Source organism: Methylocystis sp. sgz306128, from assembly GCF_056032725.1.
Genome location: NZ_JBVYWO010000020.1, coordinates 1 through 23,097, shown reverse-complemented (window position 1 = coordinate 23,097; position 23,097 = coordinate 1). Strand labels below are relative to the sequence as shown.

Genomic DNA, 23,097 nt, shown 5'->3' with positions numbered 1-23,097 from the left:
ATAACCCGCAACGTAAGCATGTCAGAAACGGCATGCTGTCACCGGCTGACTTCGAGCAGCAGCAAAAATTGAAACTGCAAGGTGTCTAGAAAACTCGGGGCTATTCAACCATCTGGCAATGTCCAACACTAACCACGCGACCGACTTTGTGCTCAGACGACGACCCCGAGGAAATTGACCGGCCGTCTCTCAACGCAGCAGCGTAATATTCGATTGTTCTGTCCCGAAGTGTTTGAGATCCTTTCGGGTAAAGATCAGTTTTGAAAGCGACATCAGGCGGCCTGTTCGCAATGGTCTGCATCGATTATGAGGCGCTCGACATGCTCGGCCCATTTCGTCAACGCTTCGCGCTATTCATGGGTGTAGGCATGGCGATTGTAGATGGCGGCAACGCCGGAGATGATACCGCTTTTGTGGTTGAGAACGGCCTCGATTACATGCGGCTGAATGCCGAGCATCGCCATATTAGTTGCCACCGTGCGGCGGATGTCGTGCAGTCGCCAGTCTTTGCTCCCAACCGCGTCTTCGAGCCTATCCTTGAGCTTTCTAAAGCCGGATATCGGCGTGTTGCCGGTGGTGGTGAAGACGTAGGGGCAATTTAAGAAACGCGGCACCGATTTTAGCAACGAGACAGCCAAGGGGGCCAACGGCACGGCGTGTTGCGTGGCGTTCTTAGCGCGCTTGGCGGGGATAGTCCATGTCGCGCGCTCAAAGTCGATCTCTGTCCATTCCATCTCAGCCACTTCGCCGCGCCGCTGTCCGGTCAGGATGACGAGCTTGGTGAAGGGCTCAAATGGAAAGCCTTCGGCTTCGGCGGCGCGCCAGCAACCAATGAGTTCGGCTTCGCTCAAAACGCGGTCGCGAGGTCGCTCCTTTGCAGGCGGGCGTAATCCGGCAAGCGGGTTGAACTCGATATCGCCGCGATCCACGTTCCAAGCGAAGAGCCTTTTGATAGAGGAAAGCGCACGGTTGGCGCTCATGCCTTTGCCCTCGGCCATAATCTGATCGAGGATGACCACAACATCGCGTCGCCTGATCTCGGCCAAGGGGCGGTCATAAAGGGCAGAGAACTTGCCCAGCATCCTCTCAGCTTCCTTCCAGCTGCGATTGCGCGGCTTGGCCCAGAGCGCAATGAATTTGGGAATCGTGTCGCCAAGTGTCAGGACCTTCGGCTCGGCCTTTGCCTCGACGAACTCGCCCATTTGAATTTGGCGTAACACCTCACGGGCTTTGGCGCGCGCATCGGCAAGACTGAGCACAGGATAGGTGCCGAGGTGAAGGCGCCGCGCCGCATCGTTGATCCGCGTTGCGAGATACCAGACTTTGTTGCCCGTTGAAGAAACTCCGATCAGAAGGCCGGTGACAATCTCGTCACGGGCTTCGTAGCGCTTTCCCGTCGGGGGAGGCAGGGCATCAATCGTTTTGGGTGTGAGCTTCTTGCGCATGATGCCGAGGATGACATGTGAGGCGCAGCTCTGTCGGGGGTATGATTTGGAGCGGCGTGCAGCGGCTTGTCACAGTGCGGCTTGCAATTCGCCCAATGTGATCATCAGCCAGCTATGGATGCAACGGATTGCGCGAGGTGTTCGTGAGATTTTTATTCCATATGGGCAATTTGTCCAAGTGTTTGCAGGGCTCGTACAATATTTGGCGTTAACTTACGGCCAACACTGATCCGAAAAGCGCGTTTAAATCGTCCGCTCGACGAAAAGATAGGTCCGGGCGCTATCGAAATTCCAGATGAAAGCGCTTTATAATAAAACTTCATGGCATCGAAGGGGGGCGGCACTTCAATCCAAAATAAAAAACCGCCTTCCGGTGCTGTTGCTGTCGTTCCAACAGGAAAATGATCGCGTATAATTTGTCGCACCGTCGCTTGTTGTGATGAGAAAACCTCACATAATCGATTAAGGTGGTGCATATACCGCCGACCCGACAAATAATCAGCAAGTATATATTGTGGAAGTATTGAAACTGTTGCCGGACGTAATTCCTGAAAAAGGCGAATATTATCCCGATGCCTCCCCGGTAGACACCAGCCAATTCGTAGTCCCGGAGACAAGGTTTTGGAGAAAGAGGCACAATAAATCGTATTGCCCGCCGGATCAAAACTGGCAAGCGGATGGATCGGGCGTTTATGAAAGCCCAGGTCGCTATAGACATCATCCTCAATCACCGGAATGCCCCGTAAGGCCATTGCCTCGGCTACGGCCCGCATTGCGTCGGGTGGCATAGAAAATCCAAATGGATTTTCAAAGACCGGATTTAAAATAACAGCCTGAAACCCGATGTCATCAGCCACACGGCTCAAATCCGCAACGTCAATGCCCCTATGCGGATCGGTCGCAATTTCGACGGCGTGTAAGCCAGCAAGTTCAATTTCCTGAAGAATTCCGAAAAATGTCGGTGATTCGACCGCAACGGTATCCCCAGGCTTGGTCACTGCTCGCAATGCAAGCGCCATTGCGTCTGTCTCACCTGCGGTAATAATAATTTCATCCGGAGATACGGACATGCCTTTACGGGACATCAGTCGCGCAATACCCTGCCGCAAAGCTCTTATGCCGAAAGGGCTGCGGGGCTCATATATTTTGGGTCCATGCTTTCGCAAAGCACGTACATTTGCGGCAGTCAATTCCGCCGTCGGCAACAGGCTGGGCTCGATCTCAGCGGCGCCAAGCGCGATGAGATGAGGCATAGCGAATGCTCTGAATAAATCTGTTGTCAGCGATTGAATATTTACCGGCGTAGCGAACTCGGATGAAACAGTCGCATCCGGCACATTGTGCTCTTCGCATGAATGACGCGTTTTCGCAGTTTCACGATACGCCGCAGAGACCACAAAACCAGATCGTTGCTTGGCGGTAACATAGCCGCGGGTTTCCAATTCAACCATGACACGGGTTGCGGTCGCCTGACTGATGTTCTTCTCCCGCATCATTTGACGCAGAGATGGCAATTTATCGCCAGAACTATAGGTGCCTTGTTCAATGGCCTGGATGAAAAATTCAAGTATTTCTAAATAAAGAAACGAGCGAAGCGCCAATAGATATGTGCTCCCATAAAATTAATCTGCACCTATATAAAATATGAATTCTGCTTCTATCAAGTTTTGCAACAAGAATCTAATTAAACATTGAATATTGTTGTGAATACAGAAAGCCAAAATCAATGAATAAGGATTTATCACTTTCAGCAGTGGTTGCGGGATTAATAGCTGTGATTATTTCTTATGCCGGCCCGCTGGTTATCGTCTTTCAGGCGGCCCATGCAGCCGGGCTTGATCACGCCACAATTTCGAGTTGGATTGGTGCAATCTCCATCGGGTCTGGCATTTCGGCCATTATTTTGAGCCTCGTCTACAAGGCCCCAATCATTACGGCTTGGTCTACCCCCGGAGCTGCGCTTCTCGTGCTGGCTTTACCGAACACACCCTATCCCGAAGCGATCAGTGCCTTTGTATTTGCCGCAGCCGTCTGTACATTTTTGGGATTATCAGGCCTGTTTGATACATTTGTTTCACGCATCCCCAAAGCGATTGCGGCTGCCATGCTTGCTGGAATTTTGTTTCATTTCGGAACAGAAATTTTTACAGCATTTAAAGCTGAACCTAAAATTGTCGGCCTTATGATTGCAGGTTATCTGGTGGCAAAGCGCCTGTCGCCGCGTTATGCAATCACGATTGTATTGGCTATTGGGCTGCTGACCTCTTTTGCAGTCGGCGAAATCCAAACACAGGAATTAAGGCTTGAATTGGCAATCCCGATGCTGACTTGGCCACAGTTCTCATGGGCCAGCATCATCAGCCTTGGTGTGCCGCTGGCTTTGGTCACATTGACAGGTCAATTTGTGCCGGGAATTGCAGTTTTGCGCACTTTTGGCTTCGACACACCAGCCAATCCATTGGTTTGGGTGACTTCGGGTATTTCACTGTTGCTTGCCCCTTTTGGCTCTCATGGTGTGAATTTGGCGGCTATTACAGCTGCCATATGTTCGGGCTCGGAAGCACATCCGAATCCTTCCAAGCGTTACGTTGCGGGTGTAGCTTTAGGTATCTTTTATATTATTGCAGGTATTTTTGGTGCAACACTTGCTGGTCTTTTTGCGGCATTGCCAAAGGCTATGATTGCAACATTGGCGGGCCTTGCTCTGCTGGGGGCTATCGCTAGCGGCTTGACCTCTGCCATGGCCGATGAAAAGGCACGAGAAAGTGCCTTGATGACCTTCCTTGTGACGGCATCTGGTACATCTTTTCTAGGACTTGGCTCGGCTTTCTGGGGTCTCGTCATTGGTTTGCTCGTATATACAGCGCTTACTTTTGCCCCAAAATCTGTCACGGAGCGTGTGCGCTCTGCACCCTCAACGGTTAAGGCTGGTTGAAAATTAACGCGAATAACCCTTAGTTAGGAATTCTAATATGTCTCTGACCTTGCCACCAAGTTTTATCCATATTTGATTTCGTTCGAGCGATTTTAATTGCCCTTCTGGGCGAGTTGGACGACAGGGACCGGCGCGGCTGTTTTGTTTTCTGGCTGTTTCCGGGCTTATTTTTGCGACAAAGGTTGCCGAATGCGGGGTATTTCTGCACACTCTGTGCAGAATTTTACACGTGTAAAGGGAGTCGCCAATGAACCAGATTGATTTGAACGGCCAGCACGCCATTGTTACGGGTGGTGCGCAGGGGCTGGGGTTTGCCATGGCCCGGCGTTTCGTTGCGTCCGGGGCAAAAGTGAGCCTTTGGGACATGGACGGCCCGCTGCTGGATCAGGCGACGGCCGCGCTGGGTTCTGCGGCTTCGGGGGTCGTTGTGGATATTTCCGATCATGAGGCGGTCGAGCGCGCGTTCCAAAAGACACAGGCGCAGGGCGGTCCTGTTTCCATTCTGGTGAATTCGGCCGGGATCGCCGGGCCGGCGGCGCCGCTCGATGTCTATGATGTCCATATGTGGAAGAAGATCATGGACATCAACGTCAATGGCACGTTTTATGTCAACCGTGTCGTGGTTCCGGGGATGAAGGCCCGCAATTATGGCCGCATCGTCAATATTGCCTCTGTGGCGGGAAAAGAGGGCAATCCGAATGCCTCAGCCTATTCGGCCTCAAAGGCTGCGGTCATCGGACTGACCAAATCCCTTGGCAAGGAACTGGCCGCTTATGATATTGCGGTGAATTGCATCACGCCGGCAACCGCCCAGACACGGATTCTGGAGCAGTTGACCCCCGAATTCATTGAATATATGCGCGGAAAGATCCCGCGCGGACGTTTTCTTGAAGTGGACGAGGCCGCCGCCATGGTGGCCTGGCTGGTCTCAAAGGAAAACAGCTTCACGACAGCCTCAGCATTTGACCTGTCCGGCGGACGCGCCACCTATTAAGTTTTGCTGCAACGATTGATTGTCCGAAGATGAGCGCGGCGCTGCGTGGCGCCGCTCTTTCCAATGCGGCTATGGCCGCGACCTTGTTATGTCGCCGCCGCATCTGGCGGCATTGCCGTCCCGGCGGGCCTGATCCCTGCCGCAGACCAGCAGTCCCGCCCGTGCCGGGCAATTTCGTTTCATCTGCCTCAGCATCCGACCGGCGGCTTCATCTGCGCGCCGCGAGCAACTGCCGGCGAGTCATGAATGTTTTGACCGACGCGGTTCCACGCCTTTGAGATTTTCTGTGTGCAACCTGGCAATAAATGCGTTTGTTGCGGAATTAATAAAAGTTTATATTCAATAATAATTTATTTTAAATCGCCATTTTCTAATCTAATTCATATGAATTATTTGAAATAAATTCATAAATACTCAATTTGGATATAAGTATATTAAATTAGATTTTCATGTTTTTACAAATATATTACAAATTATATTTGATTGTTTCTTTATTAGGCAATTCTAATAGAGAAATTATTACGCAAACAGGTGCATTTTTTCTGGGCATCCAGGCTGGTTCGGCGGGCTTGAGACGGCACCGGCAGGTGTCGCAGGCTCTGGGAATGTTGGTCGATGGTCATTTTACCAATAGTATTTTTAGGGAGAAAATTATGTTTGATCGGGCGAGGGTAGTTCGGCTTTTGTCAGGCGTCGCCTTGATGTTTGGTGCAATATTTTCGGGGCAGGCTCTGGCTGATTGCGCTTACCGGGCAGAAAGCAAGACCAGCTTTTCGGTTCTTGATCCCCACACCGTTCTGCTGCGCGGGGGCAGTGGGCCGGACATTTTGGTTAAAACACTGACAGCAGTTAATAATGTCGCCAATCTGACCGTGCTCAAGGACAGTTTCTGCAATTATGACGAAGCGGTGCTTTACGCGGACGGGCAGGTTGTCGATGCGGCCACGGTGATCGATCTGCGCTAGCGCCGGATATGTCTTGCAGTCTGAAGAAGCGTCCTGCCCCGCAGGGCGCTTTTTTTGTTGGTCTTGCGCTTTGCCGCCGACGATCAACGCCTCGCGTCAGGATAGCTAGCCGGCCAATCCGGGGCGGCTGTGGCTAATAATCCAGAAATATAGATGATTTGAGATAGCCGCCCCATGTGAGATTTTGCATGGTCTGAGCGCTGATTTTCTGAAATCATTTCATTATTAATAATTTATAAGAATTTTTGCCCCAGTCTGTGATGGAACTGTTTTGGCGCCCACGCTAAGTCGGTAAAAATTTTATTCAAATTTTAATGAATTCCAGTTTGTGGCCGACATTGCGAAATGCCCGTTCGATAGGCGGAAAAACTTGGGCAAGGCTTTCGTCTACCGGTCGGAGCAGGGGTCATCCTTGGCAGAGAAAAGCGTTATGGTGATGGAACCACAAAAGCTCAGGAAATATCTCACCAACAGGACCACGGTTATCTTTGGTCTTATTGTGGTGGCGATGTTGTGGGGCAATGTCGTTCTCAATTATTCTGTTTCGCTGCATCGCGACGAGCAGGAGACCCATAGCGTCAATCGCAACTTCGCGATGGTGTTTGAGGAAAATTTTCTTCGCTTCATCGGTGAAATCGACAAGGTTCTTTTTTATCTGCGCAACCGTGTGCAGGAAAGTCAGGGCCAGCCGGACCTGCTGCGTCTTGTTCACAGCACGGATCTGATGAGCGATATCATCGTTCAGGTGTCCTTCATTGACGAGAACGGCATATTGCGGGCCTCCAGCGCCGGCGAGCAGCCCACGCCGCCGATGGATCTGAGCGATCGCGAGCATTACCGCGCTCAGGTTCATGCCACTGACGACAAGGTATTCATCGGCAAGCCGCTGATCGGGCGCTCCAGCAAGGCATGGTCGATTCAGTTCTCGCGCCGTGTTCTCAAGCCGGATCATTCTTTTGGCGGCGTCGTCGTCGCATCGCTGAAGCCTGAACATCTTATGGGTTTCTACGACCAGATTCATTTCCAGGCACCAACCTCAATCTCGCTGATAGGCGCAGACGGCATCGTTCGGGCCAGTGGCGGCACGATAGCGGGTTTCGGGCTGGGACAGGATATCCGGAGCACGCAGCTTTTCAGAGAGATCAAGACTGGACAGGATACCACCTTCGATGATCGTTCCTATGGCGCGGCTGATCGTCTGACCATATTGCATCATATTCGCGGCACCGATTTCTGGGTGGCCATCAGCACGGATAAAAATTCCATCTACCAGAATACGCGCGAAGATCTGCTGCAGGACATTCTGGTGGCCGCGGCTCTTTCATTGTTGGTTCTGCTGGCGGTGCAGAGAATTTTGCGCTCGGAGTCGATCGCCCGTAAAAAGGCGGAACAGCTCAAGCTCACTCTTGAGAACATGACCCAGGGCATCATGCTGATCACGCCCGATCAGACCGTCCCGGTGATCAACAGAAAATGCGTTGAGATTTTTGATCTGCCGCCCTTAACGTCCGCAGTGGAACTGCCGCTGGCCAATCTGCTTGGCGAGGACGAAAGCAGCAACCGCGACGGACTGGTGCGCGGTCTTCTTCAGAAGGTCGGCAAGACGAACGAGAGCGCAGGTTCTGCCGATAGCCGGGTTGCCATCAGCGAGCATGTTCTGTCCGATCAGTCGGTGATTGAACAGCGTATCGTCAGGCTGCCCGAGCAGGGCTATGTCTGCACCTTCACTGATATCACCGCGCGTTGGGTGGCGGAGAGCCAGGCTGCCCGTCTTGCTTGTGAAGATTCTTTGACCGGCCTGTTCAACCGCCGCGGCTTTTACAAGGCCCTGTCCGAACAAAAGGACAATGGGACGGCCATGACCCTGCTCTTTGTCGATCTCGATCGCTTCAAGATCATCAACGATACGCTGGGGCATCGCATCGGTGATCTGCTGCTGTGTGAGGTTGCCCAGCGCCTGCGGAATGTTGCCGAGGCCTGGGATGTCGTCGCCCGCCTTGGCGGTGATGAATTCGCACTGATCATTCGCGGCATGACCGACAGGCCGCGGCTGGAAGCTCTGGCGCAGACTTTGAACCAGACCGTCGCCCAGCCCTATGAAATCGAGGGGCAACTGATCTGCACCAGCGGCAGTGTCGGTATCGCTGTGCAGACCGAGAACCGCGAGCCGGTCGACGAATTGCTGATTGCTGCCGATCTGGCGCTTTACGCCGTCAAATCCGAGGGCAGGGGCAGCTACAAGTTCTTCCAGCCCAGCATGACGCAGGTGCTGAACGAGCGTCGCAAGCTGGAGATCGATCTGCGCGCAGCGCTCGCCAATAATGAGCTTGAGGTCTATTATCAGCCGGTCATCGGCCTGCAGACGGGCGAGATTGAAGGCTTTGAAGCCCTGTGCCGCTGGAAGCATGCGGTCCGCGGCATGGTTTCGCCGATGGATTTCATCACGGTGGCGGAAGAGAGCGGCCTTATCAAACCCCTGACCCATTGGGTGATGACGGAGGCGTGCAAGCAGGCGCAGACCTGGCCGGAGCATATCAATATCGCCGTCAATCTTTCGCCGGTGAGCTTTACCGATCCCAAGCTGCTCGACAACATCCGTCAGGTGCTGGCCTCCACCGGACTGGCGCCGCAGCGTCTGGAACTCGAACTGACCGAACAGACCTGCATGAACGAGACGGACTATACCCAGCAGATGCTTGCCTCGATCAAGGAACTTGGTGTCGGCATCGCGCTTGACGATTTCGGAACGGGCTATTCCTCGCTGAGCTACCTGCGCAAGTTCCCCTTCGACAAGATCAAGATCGACCGCAGCTTTGTCTCCGGGCTTGGCCACGGCGCGCATGAGCAGATCACAATCGTCCAGGCCGTGATCAGCATTGCCCGCGCCTTTGGCATGAAGGTGACGGCAGAGGGCGTCGAAACCGAGGATCAGCGTGAATTCCTTGGCGTCCTCGGCTGTGATCTCGTGCAGGGTTATCTGTTCAGCCCGGCCATGCCCGTCGCAGAAATTGCCGATTTCATCGCGCATTGCCAGTTCAAGGGCGTACAGGCGGCCTGAACCGGCGCTGCATGTCAGGCCGCTTTTGCGACCGGCCTCTGCACTTCGTTCCAGAGCAGGAACAGGCCGGAGCCGACCACGATCATGGAGCCGATGATGAGGGCGGGGCTGGGAATCTGCCCCCATCCGACAAAGCCGATGAGCATGGCCCAGACCAGAATGAGATAATAGAACGGCGAGACGGCGCTGGTGGGTGCCAGATGCAGCGCCTTGGTCCAGCAATATTGCGCCAGCGCATTAGCGATGCCGCTTGAGCACAGCATGATGAAGTCGAACCTGTCCGGCATGTGAAATCCGAAGACGAGGAGCAGCGAGTGAAATACTGCCAAGGTTGCCATCTGCCACATGAGCAGCGTGTTGGCGGGTTCGGTTTTGGTCATGCCGCGCACGGCGACGGTGACGCTGCCATACATGATCGCGTTGCCCAGTGCGAACAGGGCGCCAAGCTGGATGGAATCGGCGCCGGGCTTGGTGACGATGAGCACGCCGACAAGTCCGATGACCAGCGCGCTCCAGCGCGGCAGGCTGGCTTTTTCCTTGAGCCAGAGCACGGTGATCAGCGTGGCCCAGAGCGGTGCGGAAAAGCCTATGGCCGTGACGCCGGCCAGTGGCATGAGGCCAAGCGCCAGCACCGTGAGCGTTTGCGAGATGGATTGCGACAGGCCGCGGGCTATGTGGTCGCGCGGGCGTTTCGTGCGGAACACAGCGAGCCCCTGAAACGGCAGGATGACAAGCGAACAGGCCATAAATGACGACATGGAGCGGAAGAACATCACCTCGCCCACCGGGTAGCGGGCCACTGACCATTTGGCTATGGCGCTGGACAAGGCGAAGAGAAATGTAGCCGCCGCCATGAAGGCGATGCCGAGCGGGATATGATCGCGCTGGATGCTGGCAGGCTGCGCTGCTGCCGTATCGGCGGCAATGCTCATTCGGGAGGCTCCGGCCTCAGGACGCGAACTGGCCAATGTCATTTCCTGCCGTCTCCGGGCTCTGAAAGGCGTGGTATACGCCGCTGATAAGATTGCAATCAAAAAGGCGGTCGGAAAAATCAGCGTGCCGGGGTGCAATTTCCACTAATTTGCCGGGCAGGTCTGCCAGAAACTGATCATAGGCGCAGCGGGCCGCAAGAGCCTCCTCCAGACTCACCGGCGCGAAGCGGATTTTCGCGCCCGTTGGCAGACGGCCAAGGGCGGCAAGATCGGCCGAGATCACGGTCGCGATCTTGGGATAGCCGCCGGTGGTCTGCCGGTCGGAGCGCAGGACGATGGGCAGACCATCGCCCGGCACCTGAACCGAGCCCGCGGCAATGGCGTCCGACGTGATATTGAAGCCGCGGCTATGGGCCAGCGGTGCACCTTCAAGGCGTATCCCCATGCGATCGGCGCCAGCGCCGATCCGGTATTCCGACGTGCAGAATGTGGTCAGCGCCTCCGGTGTGAAATAGTCGTCCTGCGGACCGAGAACGACCCGCAGATGCGACGGCGGCGCAAGATCGAGGTTGTCAAAGCGCAGATCGGCGCGCTCATCCGCGGAACCATTACGCAAGGGAAGCTTGTCGCCGGCGGCGAGCGCGCGCCCCTGCCAGCCGCCGATGGCGCCGCGCATGAAAGTCGAGACGCTGCCCAGCACAGGCTCTATCGCGAAACCGCCTTCTACCGCCATATAGGCGACGCAGCCGGAATTGAGCGAACCAACGCGGATGATCTGGCCGCGACGGGCGACAAAGGAGCGCATCATTTCCATGCGCGTTGGCGCCGTGCCTTCATCGAGGATTTCGATGCGCGCCGGTGCGCCGGTAAAGGCGAGACGTACGGACTCGGCCTCGACCCGGAAATGCGGGCCGGTATAATTGATTTCCAGCGCACCGCAGCCCGGATCGTTGCCGACAAGGAGGTTGGCTGCGCGCAGGGCAATAGCATCCAGCGCGCCGCTGGTCGGCACGCCCAGACGCTGCGCGCCATAGCGGCCGAGATCCTGAATGCTGCTCAGCAGGCCCGGCGCAAGTATGGCGAGGGCCGGGCTCATGCCGCCGCTTCCATCAAAGGCTGGGGATTCAGATTGTAGGTTCCGGCGGCGATGCGTGCCAGAATCTCTTCATATTCGCGCAGGGATATTGCGTGAAATCTGACCTTGTCGCCAGCCCGGAGCAATGCACCGGCTTCAGGGCCCTGCTGCCACAGTCGTGCCGGCGAGCGCCCGATAATGTGCCAGCCGCAGGGTGTCTCCATCGGGAAAATGCAGGTCATGCCACCGGCTATGCCGACAACGCCTGCCGGAACCTTCATCCGCGGTGTTTCGCGGCGGCTCAGGGCCAGTTCGGGGGCGACATCGCCCATATAGGCCTGTCCGGGCAGGAAGCCGAGCATGTAGACGTGATAGGTTGCCGCAAGGTGCAATTCGGCCACGCGGGCAGGAGCAATGTTTGCCCTTTGCGCCACGTCGTCAAGATCAGGTGCCAGACTCCGGTCATAGCAGACCGGCAGGTTCCACAGGCGTCCGCTCAGTGTTGCCTGAGAGAAGCCCTGAACGAACGCGTCGATCTGGGCCCGCAGGCGCTCCAGCGGCAGGACAACCGGGTCAAATTGCACCAGCACCGAGCGGAAGGTGGGGATTGTTTCCTGCAGTCCGGCCGGAGCGCAATCATCAAGATGCTGCGAGAGCGCCAGCACCAGCGCGCTCACCTTGCGGTCGATCGTCGTGCCAAATTCCACGACGATCGCCATATCCCCGGCAGGCAGAATCTTGTACGACAGCATGATCCCGAACCCTGATTGTTCAAAGTTGCGCGGCGCTTGCCTCAGGCTTGCTGCTTTGCTGTCCGTCGGCCTGATCTGCGATGAACCAAGGCTTGACGCTGACGCCGCGGCGCATGGAATACATATAGAAGATCGGCAGACGGCGCGGGAAAAGGCAGCGCAGGTCGCTGTTGTTGAATGTCACGAAGATCGATTTCGGATATTCAAGCTCGATGGCGCGCTTTTCGATCATATTCATGCGGTAATATTTGGCCGCGCCGTTTTCGACATTTTCACCGCCGCGATACCACTTTCTGGCCATGGAATTCAGCATTTCATGCAATTCCGGCGGAAGCGGATCGAGATGAATTTCATCTTTCGCGGCCTCGCCCGCCTTGTCTACGATGGCGCTCAGCCTCGCGCAGCTCAGGCCGAATTCGTCGGCATGTTCGCGTACGGCCGAGAAATAGCTTTCGATAGCATCCTCGCTGTGGCCGTTGAGCCGGGCATGCGTATCCGTCTGGATAAGCTTGATGTCGGCACCCTGTCCATAGATCTGGCGTATATTGCGGCCGATGCTGTTGAGAAAGTTGATGCAGGCGATATCCGGGAAGGCGAGGTGGTTGCGCGGTCCCTTGCCCCAGTAGCAGACAAACTGCACGGGCACGTTGGCGGCAATCGCTTCGTCCACTTGTTTCGTCAGCAGACCAATATCCGAAGGTTGCTCGCGCTTGAACGACCAGGTGTTGAAGCATTTGATAACGCGATCCGCCGTGACGGGTATAACTGGCCTGGCTTTTGGCTGCTTTTTGTGCTGAGCCGGATGGTGCAGTTGTGGCGCGACACCGTTGTAGAGTTTGCTGCTCTCGCCGTTTTTTGGGGATGAATGAACAGAATCTTCAACCAATCTCGTACTGATGAGATTCGGCTCGAGTTCATTTGTATCAGCATTTGCCGTCTGTAAACTACTCATGATTACCCTCACGCATTCACTCAAAAGTAACCATGTCTGTTTAGCCCGGTTAACGGTTGTTTACAATAATCGTTAAGGTTATCGTTGAGACAGACTTAATTATTAAGGTTAATTTCAGAAATTTTTCAGCTTTGATAATCGACTCTTGTCATATTTGAGATTTATGATTTTTGCCGATCCTGATGCTGAAATATTCTATATATGGTAGAAGAGCGGGCGATATGGGCATAGATATGGCGTTGCCCGTCCGGATGTCCGGGATGCGTTTTTGTCAGCCATGAAGGGCTTTTTCAGATTTTCCAGATGTTTTTTGCGTTTTCCGAGAGCAGGCGGGTGCGTTCGTCATGGCTGCAGCCGGCGATAATCGCCTGTGTCGCCGCTAACCATATCGAGAGTGATCCATTGGTCGTGCACACCGGCCAGTCGCTGCCCCAGACCAGCCGGCTCCAGCCAAAACAGGCGATCGTGTGCTCGACATAGGGACGCAGGTCGTCCAGCGTCCAATCCGGCCGCGCATAGGCGCAGATGCCGGAAATCTTGGCTGCCACATTGGGCCGCCGGGCTATCTCGCGGATGAGGCCCTGCCAGACGGCAAAGCCTTCGCCCTTGATGTCGGGCACGCCGCAATGGTCCAGTACGAACTGAATATCTCTGTTTTGATCCACCATCTCCTGCACGATGGCGATCTGGCGCGGCAGCACCACGAGATCGAACGGCAGACCCTTGCCGTTGAGCCGCGAAATATTGGCGCGGAACGTCGCGGTCCGGCTCAGTTCGTCATCGACGACATGCAGCACCCGGCGGAAGCCCTTGACCATGGGATTGGCCAGCTGGCGTTCGAGAAAGGCAGGAAAGTCGGCATTTTCCGGGCGGCAGGCGCTGATGATGCCGCGCAGCAGCGTGCTGCCGCTGCGCGCCTTCTCGGCCACCGCGGCGGTTTCCTTTTCAATATCTGCCGGGGCGACATCCACTTCCATGTGCAGAGCGCCGGTTATGCCGCAGCGGCGGGCTTCCTGAGCCCAGCTTTCATAGGAGAAATCGCGGTTGAGGGCCGGTACGCCCGCAAGCCAGGGATAATGCAGCCGGGAGAGATCGATCGTATGCAGATGGGTGTCGATGATGTCCATGATTGGTCTCAGCTTGCGTTGACGGCCCAGCAGGCCACATGCCGGTTGTGCTTGAGGACGGAGGGCGGAGCCTCGGCGCGGCACAGATCAAAGGCGAGCGGGCAGCGCGGGTGAAAAGCGCAGCCTGAGGGCGGATTGAAGGGCGAAGGCAATTCGCCGCTCAGCACAATGCGGCTGCGCCTGACATGGGGATCGGCTTTTGGCGTCGCCGAGAGCAGGGCCTGCGTGTAGGGGTGCTTCGGCGTGTTGAATATGGCGTCGCGCGATCCGGTTTCCACCGCATGGCCCAGATAGATCACCATCACCTCGTCGGCGATGTGGCGCACCACCGAGAGATCATGTGAAACGAAGACATAGGCCAGCCGGAACTCGGTTTGCAGTTCGGCCAGCAGGTTGAGCACCTGCGCGCGGATAGACACATCGAGCGCCGAGACGGGTTCGTCAAGCACAAGAATTTTGGGGTTGAGCATCAGGGCCCGCGCGATCGCTATGCGCTGCTTCTGTCCGCCGGAGAACATATGAGGATAACGGTTATAGACTTCCGGACGCAGGCCGACGCGCGCCATCATGGCGCGGGCCCGGGCCTCGCGTTCGGGTTTGGTCAGAGAGGTGTTGACCAGCAGCGGCTCTTCGAGCGCTGCGCCGATGGTCTGGCGCGGGTTGAGCGAACCGTGCGGATTCTGAAAGACGATCTGGATATGCTGGCGCAGGCTGCGCCGCAGCGCCGGATCGGCGCCGACATCCTGCCCGTTGATTTTCAATATGCCGGCGGTAGGTGTTTCTATCAGGGTCAGCAGGCGCGCCAGTGTCGATTTGCCGGAGCCGGATTCGCCAACCACAGCCAGCGTCCTGCCAGCTTCCAGCGAGAAGGAAACGCCGTCGAGCGCTTTCACGGTTGCCTCGGCGGCAAAAAGGCCGGGCTTCTGCCGGTAATAACGTTTGAGATCGAGGGCTTCCAGCACCGGGCTCATGTTTGGGCCTCCGTTCCGGCGCCAAGCGGGAAGTGGCACAGCGCCTCGCCGAGAGCGGCGCTGGCGCGTGCAGGCGCAATCCGGCGGCAGATGTCCTGCACATGGCTGCAGCGCGGCGCAAACAGGCAGCCTTCCGGCCTGTCGAACTGGCCCGGCACCACGCCGGGAATGGCGGGCAGGAGCTTGTCCTTAGCGCGCTCGGGCAGGGCATCGAGCAGTGCCGCAGTATAGGGGTGGCGCGGCGTATCGAAGAGGGGGAGCGTGGCGTTGCGCTCGATCTGCCGTCCGGCATATTGGACGATGACCCGTTCCGCCGTTTCCGCGACCACGCCCATGTCATGGGTGATCAGCACAAGACCCATGTGATTTTCCTGACGCAGTTTGATCAGCAGATCGAGAATTTGCGCCTGTATCGTCACATCAAGCGCGGTGGTGGGTTCATCGGCGATAAGCAGTTTGGGTTTGCAGGCCAGCGCCATGGCGATCATCACGCGCTGGCTCATGCCGCCGGAAAGTTGATGCGGAAAGGCGGAGAGGCGGCGTTCGGGATCGGTGATGCCGACTTCGGCGAGCAATTCAATGCTGCGCGCGCGCCGCTCGGCGCGGCCCATGCCCAGATGAACGCGCAAAACCTCGCCAATCTGAAACCCGACGGTGAAACACGGGTTGAGCGAGGACATCGGCTCCTGAAAGATCATTGCAAGATCGCGCCCGATGATGCTGCGGCGCTGGCGCGACGAAAGCGTGCGCAGGTCAAGATTGTTGAAGGTCATCACATCGGCGCTGACCCGCGCTGTCCAGGGCAGCAGCCCCATGACGGCCAGCATGGCGACCGATTTACCGGAGCCTGACTCGCCGACTATGGCCAGTGTCTCATCCGGATCGACGGCTATGTCGATGCTGTCAACGGCCTTGAACAGGCCGTTGCGGGTGGCGAAGGAGACCGAAAGATTGCGGATATCGAGCAACGGCATCACGATCTCCGCATTTTGGGATCAAGCGCGTCGCGCAAACCGTCGCCCGTGAGGTTGATGGCAATCACGGTGAAGAGAATGCACAGGCCGGGCATGGTGACAATGCCGGGGTTGGAGCGGATGAGGTTGCGCGCATCCGCCAGCATCGAGCCCCATTCCGGTGTTGGCGGCTGTGCGCCAAGGCCGAGAAATCCCAGCGCTGCCGCCTCCAGAATGGCGTCGGAAATGCCCAGCGCCGCCTGCACCATGAGCGGCGCTAGGCAATTGGGCAGAATGGTCACAAACATCAGGCGCAGCGGCCGCACCCCGATCACCCGTGCTGCGGTGACATAATCCTTGGTCAGTTCGGCGAGGGCCGAGGCGCGCACAAGGCGCACATAGCGCGGCAGATAGACGATGGTCACCGCGACAATGGTGTTGGTGAGGCTTGGCCCCATCACGGCAACAATGAGAATGGCCAGCACCAGACTCGGCACCGCCATGATCAGATCCATGATGCGGGTGATGACGACATCGACAATTCCGCCGGTAATGGCGGCGATCAGGCCCAGTATGATGCCGGTGGCCAGTGATACGCTCATCACGGAAATGCCGATGAAGAGCGAGACGCGCGCGCCATACAGCAACCGCGAGAGCATGTCGCGGCCCAGATCGTCCGTCCCGAGGATGAAGCGCCAGCTTCCTCCGGCCCATACGGGCGGCGCCAATATGGCGTCACGGAACTGCTCATAGGGCGAATGCGGTGCGATCAGGCTTGCGAGTATGGCGGTGAGAATGATGGCCATGACCAGCCAGAAGCCGGCAAGTGCCCCGCGATTTTCGGCAAAGGCCGCCCAGAAGGCTGCCAACAGGCCGGGAGGCTGCGGATCAGCGCGCTGATTATCCATGCCGGATCCTCGGATTGATGATGCCGTAAAGCAGGTCGACAACAAGATTGACGAATATGACCACCATGGACACCAGCATGATGCCGCCCTGCAGGGCCGGATAATCACGCCGCGACAGCGATTCGATCAGCCATTTGCCGACGCCCGGCCATGAAAATATGGTTTCGGTCAGCACGGCGCCGGCCATGAGCGTGCCGACCTGAAGCCCGATGACCGTGACGACCGGAATAAGCGCATTGCGCAGCGCATGTATGCCGATGACGCGATAGGCGGACAGGCCCTTGGCGCGCGCTGTGCGCACATAATCCTCGGAGAGCACTTCCAGCATCGACGAACGCGTCATGCGCGCAATGACAGCCAGCGGAATGGTGCCAAGCACGATGGACGGCAGGATGAGATGATGCAGCGCGTCCAGAAAAGCACCCTTCTGGTCCGAGAGCAGCGCATCGATGGTCATGAAACCGGTAACGGCGGGAAAATAGAAGCGGATGAGGTCGATGCGGCCGGAAACCGGCGTCAGATGCAGCCCCTCCGCAATAAACATGATCAGCAGCAGGCCCCACCAGAAAATCGGCATTGAATAACCGATCAGCGAAACGCCCATCAAGGCCTGATCAAAGATTGAACCGCGCTTGACGGCGGCAATCGCGCCAGCAGGAATCCCCAGCGCAATGGCGATCAGCATGGCAAAGAGAGAAAGTTCCAGCGTCGCCGGAAACAGCGTGAAAAACTCGCTCGTCACTTTGTTGTTGGTGACGACGGAAGTGCCGAAATCGCCGTGCAGCAGCCCCCATGCATAATGCAGGAACTGTTTCCAGACCGGCAGATCCAGTCCCAGCTGGTGGCGGAAATAGGCCAGCCGTTCGGGCGAGATGCCATGTTCGCCGGTGCGCACCTCAACCGGATCGCCCGGCACGAGACGAATGGCGACGAAGGTCACGAACATCAGCGCGATGAAGGTGGGCACCGTAAGCGCAATGCGGTTGAGAATATATTTGATCATAAACTCAGCGATTCTTTTGTGACATCGCGTCACAAAGACAAGATTGCCTCAACTGCGTCCGGATGAAAAGGGCAGGTGCTTACGCGCACCTGCCCGTTCCCGATATGATATGCCTGAAGTCCGGCGCGCCGTGCTCAGCCCTTGATGTCCACGCCATAAAATTCGTGGCGGCCAAGCGGGCTGATCTTCCAGTCAACCACCTCCTTGCGCACTGGCTCAAACACGATGGAATGCGCGATGGGGAAGACCGGAGCCTCCTCATGCTCGATGACCTGCATTTCCTCATAGAGCTTGGTACGCTCGGCCTTGTCGAAAGAGGTGCGGGCTTTCAGCAGGCGGTCGTCGAAGTCCTTGTCGCACCATTTGGCAAGGTTCTGTCCGCCCGGTCGCGCGGCCGCGCAGCTCAGCAGGAAGAAGAAATTATCCGGGTCGCCATTGTCGCCCGTCCAGCCCAGCTGGCCAAGCATGTGCTCGCCGTTCTGCAGGCGCTTGCGGTATTCGCCCCACTCGTAGGACACGAGCTTGGCATTGAAGCCCACCTTGGCGAGATCGGCCTGCATCATTTCGGCGATCTTCTTGGCATTGGGATTATAGGGGCGCTGCACCGGCATCCACCACAGATCGATATCCAGAGGCCCGGTGACGCCCGCCGCCTTGAGCAGGGCTGCGGCCTTGGCCGGATCGTAGGCATAATCCGTCACCTTGTCGTTGTAGGACCAGATGGTCGGCGGAATGAGGTTCTTTGCGGCCTGACCCGCGCCCAGATATACATCCTTGATGATGGCGGCCTTGTCTATGGCCATGCTCAGGGCCTGACGCACGCGTTTGTCATCCAGCGGCTTCTTTTGCGTGTTGAAGGCGAGATAGGCCACGTTGAGGCCCGGCTGCTGCAGCAGTTTGAGATCGGGGTCCTTGGCAATTTCCGCGAGATCTGCGGGCCGAGGCGCAATCGCCACATGGCATTCGCCCGCCTTGAGTTTGGCGAGACGGGCCGTGGGATCGGGTGTGATGGCATAGACGAGGTCGTCGATCTTGGCCTTTCCGGCGTAATATTTGTCGAAGGCCTTATAGCGGATAACGGCATCCTTCTGATAGGCGACAAACTGGAACGGACCGGTTCCGACCGGAATCTGGTCGAACTGCTCCTGCTTGCCGGCCTTGGTCAGGAAATCGGCATATTCAGCGGAATGGATGGTGGCAAAATCCATCGCCAGATTGGCGAGAATGGGCGCATTGGCCTCCTTCAGGGTGAATTTTACCGTGTAATCATCGACTTTCTCGATCTTGTCGAGCAGGGTCGGCATGTCCATGTCGTTGAAATAGTCATATTTGCCGCCGGAAACCTTGGAATAGGGATGATCGGGTTTCCACTGGCGATCGAAAGAGAACAGCACGTCGTCGGCGTTGAAATCGCGCGTCGGGGTAAAGCCATTGACGCCCGAATGAAATTTCACACCCTTGCGCAGATGGAACACGATGGTTTTGCCATCTGCCGAGACATCCCACTTTTCGGCCAGATCAGGAATGACGTTGGTGGAGCCGCGCTCGAACTGAACCAGCTGGCTGTAAACCGGACGGGCCGCGTCAAGGCTGGTGCCTGTGGTGTTGAGCGCCGGGGTGAAGTTTTCGGGGCTGCCTTCGGAGCAGTAAACCAATGTTTTGGCGGAGAGAGCCGTGCTGCCCAGAAGAATGATGGCAGCAGCCGTGCCGAGCGTATGCTTCCAATTGAATTTTCGCATCGAGACCCCCAGTGATGACATTGCCGCATGGCGTCAGCGAGAAGCGCCATGTCCGGGCAACTATCAAATTCTCTTTTTTCGGTATTGGCAAATATAAATCCTGAGCAGATGGTCAGAATTTTCAGGTCGATGCCGCAGGAAAGAAGAGGCCCGCGCGCAATGAGCGGGCGGGCCATGAGTACAGGAGGAATCTGGTCCGGTTCAGGCTTTTGTGGCCGCCGCCTGCGCCGATCGGAGTGTATTGGCCATCAGCATGGCGATGGTCATCGGGCCGACGCCGCCCGGAACGGGGGTAATGGCCGAGGCATGCCGGGCCGCCTCTGCAAAGGCGACGTCGCCGACAAGGCGCGTCTTGCCCTCGGCGGCGGGGACGCGGTTGATGCCGACGTCGATGACAATGGCGCCCTCCTTCACCCAATCGCCGCGCACCATTTCGGGACGGCCGACCGCCGCCACCAGAATATCGGCCTGACGGCACAGATCGGCGATGTTTCTGGTGCGGGAATGGGCGATGGTCACCGTGCAATCGGCTGCCAGCAGCAATTGCGCCATGGGCTTGCCGACAATGTTTGAACGGCCGATCACGACCGCATGTTTGCCGGCAAGGTTCTTCCCGGCCACCTGTTCGATAAGGAGCATCGAGCCAGCGGGCGTGCAGGGCGCGAACCCGCCGGGTATGCCGGTGGCGATACGTCCGGCATTGACGACGTGGAATCCGTCGACATCCTTGTCGGGATTGATGGTCTGGATGACCTTGGTCGAATCCATATGCTTTGGCAGTGGCAACTGCACGAGAATGCCGTGGATCGCGGGATCATTGTTGAGCGCTTCGACGAGGGCGAGCAATTCATCCTCGCTCGTCGTTTCCGGCAGCTTGTGTTCGATCGAGAGAAAGCCGCAGGTCTTGGCCATCCGGCCCTTGGCGGCGACATAGACCTTGCTGGCGGGATCTTCGCCCACAATCACCACGGCCAGACCCGGCCTGACGCCTGTTTTTGCAATCAGGGCCTCGCTGTCGAGGCGAACTTTTTCTGTCAGGGCGCTGGCGGCGGCCTTGCCGTCAATGATTGTGGTGCTCACGATCTGTCCTCGGGTTCAGGCAAATACGACGGTTTTCCGGCCGTTCAGCAGCACGCGGCGCTCAAGATGCATCTTGACGGCGCGGGCCAGAACCCGGCTTTCGATATCGCGGCCCACGGCAACGAGATCGTCGCCGGTCTGGGCGTGGCTGACACGCTCGCTTTCCTGCTCGATGATCGGGCCTTCGTCAAGATCGGCGGTGACATAATGCGCCGTCGCCCCGATCAGCTTGACGCCGCGCTCATAGGCCTGATGATAGGGCTTGGCGCCCTTGAAGCTCGGCAGGAACGAGTGGTGAATGTTTATGACACGGCCTGAAAGGCGCGTCGAAAGCTCATCCGAGAGCACCTGCATGTAACGGGCGAGGATGATCAGTTCTGCGCCGGTCTGTTCGACGATCTTGAGCTGCTGCTGTTCCTGCGACAATTTGTTATTCTTGTCCACGGGGATGCAATGAAACGGAATGCCCTGAGATTCGACGAATTTGCGGCTGTCCTCGTGGTTGGAAATAACAGCAACGACTTCCGCTTTCAGCCAGTTCATCCGCAACTGATAGAGCAGGTGCTGCAGGCAATGGTCGAATTTCGACACCATGATGATGATCTTCGGCAGGATCTTGGCATTGGTGAGATGCAGCACCATGCCGAATGTGGCAATAGCGGGGGCCAGCGCCTCCCGGATCTGCTTCTCGTTCACCTGTCCCGGCGTTTCGAACGCGATCCGCATGAAGAAATTATTGGTCGAGCGATCCCAGTATTGGGCGCTTTCGGCAATATTCGCACCCAGATCCGCCAGCGTGGCCGTAACGCTCGCCACGATGCGGGGGCGGTCCTGGCAGGACAGGGTGAGAATGAACTCCTGGCTCATGATCGATCCTCAGTTTGAATGACTGGCAAATGCTGTCAGAGGTCGGTTGCTCCTGTGTGGAGCAAACCGACATATTGATGACGCAAATCTACCTATTTCGACACGCGGCGAAATTCATAAAAAAACGGCGCTGCAATCTGATTAAGGCGGGGAGCTGCAAGAGGCGCTCTCCCCGCCGGAAAATCACAGACTGACGGGTCGCCCTTCCTTTACCGACAGCGCGGCTGCGTCGGCAAGCAGCAGGGCCTTCATGCCGTCTTCGCCCGACGGATGCATGGCGGTCTTGCCTTTGAGGGCGGCGATGAAGGCCGAAATCTCGTTGCGATAGGCGGCGGTGTAGCGCGTCATGAAGAAATTGAGCAGAGGTTCGCGGGAATAACCGGCCTCATTGGCCACTTCCACAGTTGTGGCGCGCATGTTCTCGGCGCTCACCAGCCCCTTCGAGCCATGCACCTCGACGCGCTGATCATAGCCATATGTGGCGCGGCGCGAATTATTGATCTGGCAGATCTTGCCGGATTTGGTCCTGAGGATGACAGCGGCGCTGTCCACGTCTCCAGCCGCACCGATGGCCGGATCGACCAGCACGGATGCCGTCGCATAGACGCTGACCGGCTCTTCGCTCAGCAGGAACCGGGCCATGTCGAAATCGTGGATCATCATGTCGCGGAAAAGGCCGCCCGAACGCTTGATATAGTCGACCGGCGGCGGGGCGGGGTCGCGCGAGGTGATGGCCACCATCTCGACATCGCCGATGGCGCCGGCCTCGATCTGGCGGCGCACTTCCATGAAATTGGGGTCGAAACGGCGGTTGAAGCCGACCATCAGCTGTGCCTTTTCCTTGGCTACGACGCCGAGGCAGGCTTTCACGCGCTCCAGATCGAGGTCGATCGGCTTTTCGCAAAATATGGCTTTTCCGGCACGGGCAGCCTGTTCAATCATCGTGGCATGCAGGTCCGTCGGCGTGGTGATGAGTACTGCGTCAATATCCTTGGCATTGATGATGGCGTCAACATCGCGCACTTCTGCGCCGGTGCTCTGCGCCAGTGCCTTGGCAGCCTCGGGGAAAGCATCGCCCACGGCCACGAGCTGCGCATCGGCTATGGAGGCGATGGCGCTGGCGTGTACTTTGCCAATACGTCCGGCCCCGAGGAGGCCCATTCTGATCTTGCTCATGTGTCATCTCTTGTCTGCCGGCGGCGAAGGCCCGTCCGGCTTGGGTTAAGGGCCGCCTTCAGCCTGGTTGATCAAGCTTTTGCGCGTTTACGTTGTCTGTACTGATCGACGACGACGGCAGCGACGATTATGCCGCCTTTGATGATTTCCTGGAAATATGCATCG

General features: G+C 57.1%; 19 protein-coding genes and 1 pseudogene. 4 read left to right on the top strand and 16 right to left on the bottom strand.

Features of this window, described 5'->3' with window-relative positions; genetic code table 11:
- Positions 1 to 21 precede the first annotated feature (21 nt).
- The 3 genes and pseudogenes from AC0N03_RS16550 to AC0N03_RS16540 form a co-directional block, all read right to left on the bottom strand.
- A pseudogene (locus AC0N03_RS16550) lies at positions 22 to 171 on the bottom strand (hypothetical protein); the annotation flags it as partial.
- 179 nt (positions 172 to 350) lie between these two features.
- On the bottom strand, positions 351 to 1,445 hold the full coding sequence (locus AC0N03_RS16545; RefSeq protein WP_474290017.1) for a tyrosine-type recombinase/integrase: 1,095 nt from the start codon (positions 1,443 to 1,445) through the stop codon (positions 351 to 353).
- Positions 1,446 to 1,597: 152 nt separating this feature from the next.
- Positions 1,598 to 3,046, bottom strand: coding sequence for an aminotransferase-like domain-containing protein (locus AC0N03_RS16540; protein ID WP_474290016.1), 1,449 nt, complete (start codon positions 3,044 to 3,046; stop codon positions 1,598 to 1,600).
- Between the two features lie 125 nt (positions 3,047 to 3,171).
- On the opposite strand from AC0N03_RS16540, the gene AC0N03_RS16535 reads away from it, so the two are divergent.
- The 4 genes from AC0N03_RS16535 (at position 3,172) to AC0N03_RS16520 (ending at position 9,397) form a co-directional block, all read left to right on the top strand.
- Positions 3,172 to 4,380, top strand: coding sequence for a benzoate/H(+) symporter BenE family transporter (locus AC0N03_RS16535; RefSeq protein ID WP_474290015.1), 1,209 nt, complete (start codon positions 3,172 to 3,174; stop codon positions 4,378 to 4,380).
- A 247-nt stretch (positions 4,381 to 4,627) separates the two neighbouring features.
- Positions 4,628 to 5,374 carry an SDR family NAD(P)-dependent oxidoreductase gene (locus tag AC0N03_RS16530; RefSeq protein ID WP_474290014.1) on the top strand — a complete coding sequence of 249 codons (747 nt, stop codon included), beginning with the start codon at positions 4,628 to 4,630 and terminating at the stop codon, positions 5,372 to 5,374.
- Between the two features lie 449 nt (positions 5,375 to 5,823).
- Positions 5,824 to 6,339, top strand: a complete 516-nt coding sequence (locus AC0N03_RS16525) for a hypothetical protein (protein WP_474290013.1) — start codon at positions 5,824 to 5,826, stop codon at positions 6,337 to 6,339.
- 412 nt (positions 6,340 to 6,751) lie between these two features.
- On the top strand, positions 6,752 to 9,397 hold the full coding sequence (locus AC0N03_RS16520; RefSeq protein ID WP_474290012.1) for a bifunctional diguanylate cyclase/phosphodiesterase: 2,646 nt from the start codon (positions 6,752 to 6,754) through the stop codon (positions 9,395 to 9,397).
- 14 nt (positions 9,398 to 9,411) lie between these two features.
- Here the strand turns inward: AC0N03_RS16520 and AC0N03_RS16515 are convergent, their stop codons facing one another.
- The 13 genes from AC0N03_RS16515 to iolG all read right to left on the bottom strand — a co-directional run bounded on the left by AC0N03_RS16515 (position 9,412) and on the right by iolG (position 22,932).
- Positions 9,412 to 10,329 carry a DMT family transporter gene (locus tag AC0N03_RS16515; protein WP_474290011.1) on the bottom strand — a complete coding sequence of 306 codons (918 nt, stop codon included), beginning with the start codon at positions 10,327 to 10,329 and terminating at the stop codon, positions 9,412 to 9,414.
- Positions 10,330 to 10,345: 16 nt separating this feature from the next.
- A complete protein-coding gene (locus tag AC0N03_RS16510) occupies positions 10,346 to 11,425 on the bottom strand; it encodes a 5-oxoprolinase subunit C family protein (protein ID WP_474290010.1) in 1,080 nt (359 codons plus the stop codon).
- A complete protein-coding gene (pxpB, locus tag AC0N03_RS16505; RefSeq protein ID WP_474290009.1) occupies positions 11,422 to 12,156 on the bottom strand; it encodes a 5-oxoprolinase subunit PxpB in 735 nt (244 codons plus the stop codon). Before pxpB ends, AC0N03_RS16510 begins: the two co-directional genes overlap by 4 nt.
- Positions 12,157 to 12,175: 19 nt before the next feature.
- Complete coding sequence (locus tag AC0N03_RS16500; protein ID WP_474290008.1) at positions 12,176 to 13,108, bottom strand: hypothetical protein; 933 nt, start codon at positions 13,106 to 13,108, stop codon at positions 12,176 to 12,178.
- A 290-nt stretch (positions 13,109 to 13,398) separates the two neighbouring features.
- Positions 13,399 to 14,235 (bottom strand): amidohydrolase family protein, encoded by an 837-nt coding sequence (locus AC0N03_RS16495; RefSeq protein ID WP_474290007.1) that lies wholly within the window; start codon positions 14,233 to 14,235, stop codon positions 13,399 to 13,401.
- A gap of 8 nt (positions 14,236 to 14,243) precedes the next feature.
- Positions 14,244 to 15,206 carry a dipeptide ABC transporter ATP-binding protein gene (locus AC0N03_RS16490; RefSeq protein WP_474290006.1) on the bottom strand — a complete coding sequence of 321 codons (963 nt, stop codon included), beginning with the start codon at positions 15,204 to 15,206 and terminating at the stop codon, positions 14,244 to 14,246.
- Positions 15,203 to 16,180, bottom strand: a complete 978-nt coding sequence (locus AC0N03_RS16485; protein ID WP_474290005.1) for an ABC transporter ATP-binding protein — start codon at positions 16,178 to 16,180, stop codon at positions 15,203 to 15,205. Before AC0N03_RS16485 ends, AC0N03_RS16490 begins: the two co-directional genes overlap by 4 nt.
- A complete protein-coding gene (locus AC0N03_RS16480) occupies positions 16,180 to 17,067 on the bottom strand; it encodes an ABC transporter permease subunit (protein ID WP_474290004.1) in 888 nt (295 codons plus the stop codon). The genes AC0N03_RS16485 and AC0N03_RS16480 overlap by 1 nt, the downstream gene beginning before the upstream one ends.
- The gene (locus AC0N03_RS16475) at positions 17,060 to 18,070 is read right to left on the bottom strand and encodes an ABC transporter permease subunit (RefSeq protein ID WP_474290003.1); all 1,011 of its coding nucleotides are present in this window, start codon (positions 18,068 to 18,070) and stop codon (positions 17,060 to 17,062) included. The genes AC0N03_RS16480 and AC0N03_RS16475 overlap by 8 nt, the downstream gene beginning before the upstream one ends.
- A gap of 134 nt (positions 18,071 to 18,204) precedes the next feature.
- A complete protein-coding gene (locus tag AC0N03_RS16470) occupies positions 18,205 to 19,809 on the bottom strand; it encodes an ABC transporter substrate-binding protein (protein WP_474290002.1) in 1,605 nt (534 codons plus the stop codon).
- Positions 19,810 to 20,010: 201 nt separating this feature from the next.
- Positions 20,011 to 20,889, bottom strand: coding sequence for a bifunctional methylenetetrahydrofolate dehydrogenase/methenyltetrahydrofolate cyclohydrolase FolD (gene folD, locus AC0N03_RS16465; RefSeq protein WP_474290001.1), 879 nt, complete (start codon positions 20,887 to 20,889; stop codon positions 20,011 to 20,013).
- Positions 20,890 to 20,904: 15 nt separating this feature from the next.
- Positions 20,905 to 21,756: a formyltetrahydrofolate deformylase gene (gene purU / locus AC0N03_RS16460; protein WP_474290000.1), complete on the bottom strand. Its 852-nt coding sequence runs from the start codon at positions 21,754 to 21,756 to the stop codon at positions 20,905 to 20,907.
- 183 nt (positions 21,757 to 21,939) lie between these two features.
- Positions 21,940 to 22,932 carry an inositol 2-dehydrogenase gene (gene iolG, locus AC0N03_RS16455; protein ID WP_474289999.1) on the bottom strand — a complete coding sequence of 331 codons (993 nt, stop codon included), beginning with the start codon at positions 22,930 to 22,932 and terminating at the stop codon, positions 21,940 to 21,942.
- Between the last annotated feature and the right edge of the window lie 165 nt (positions 22,933 to 23,097).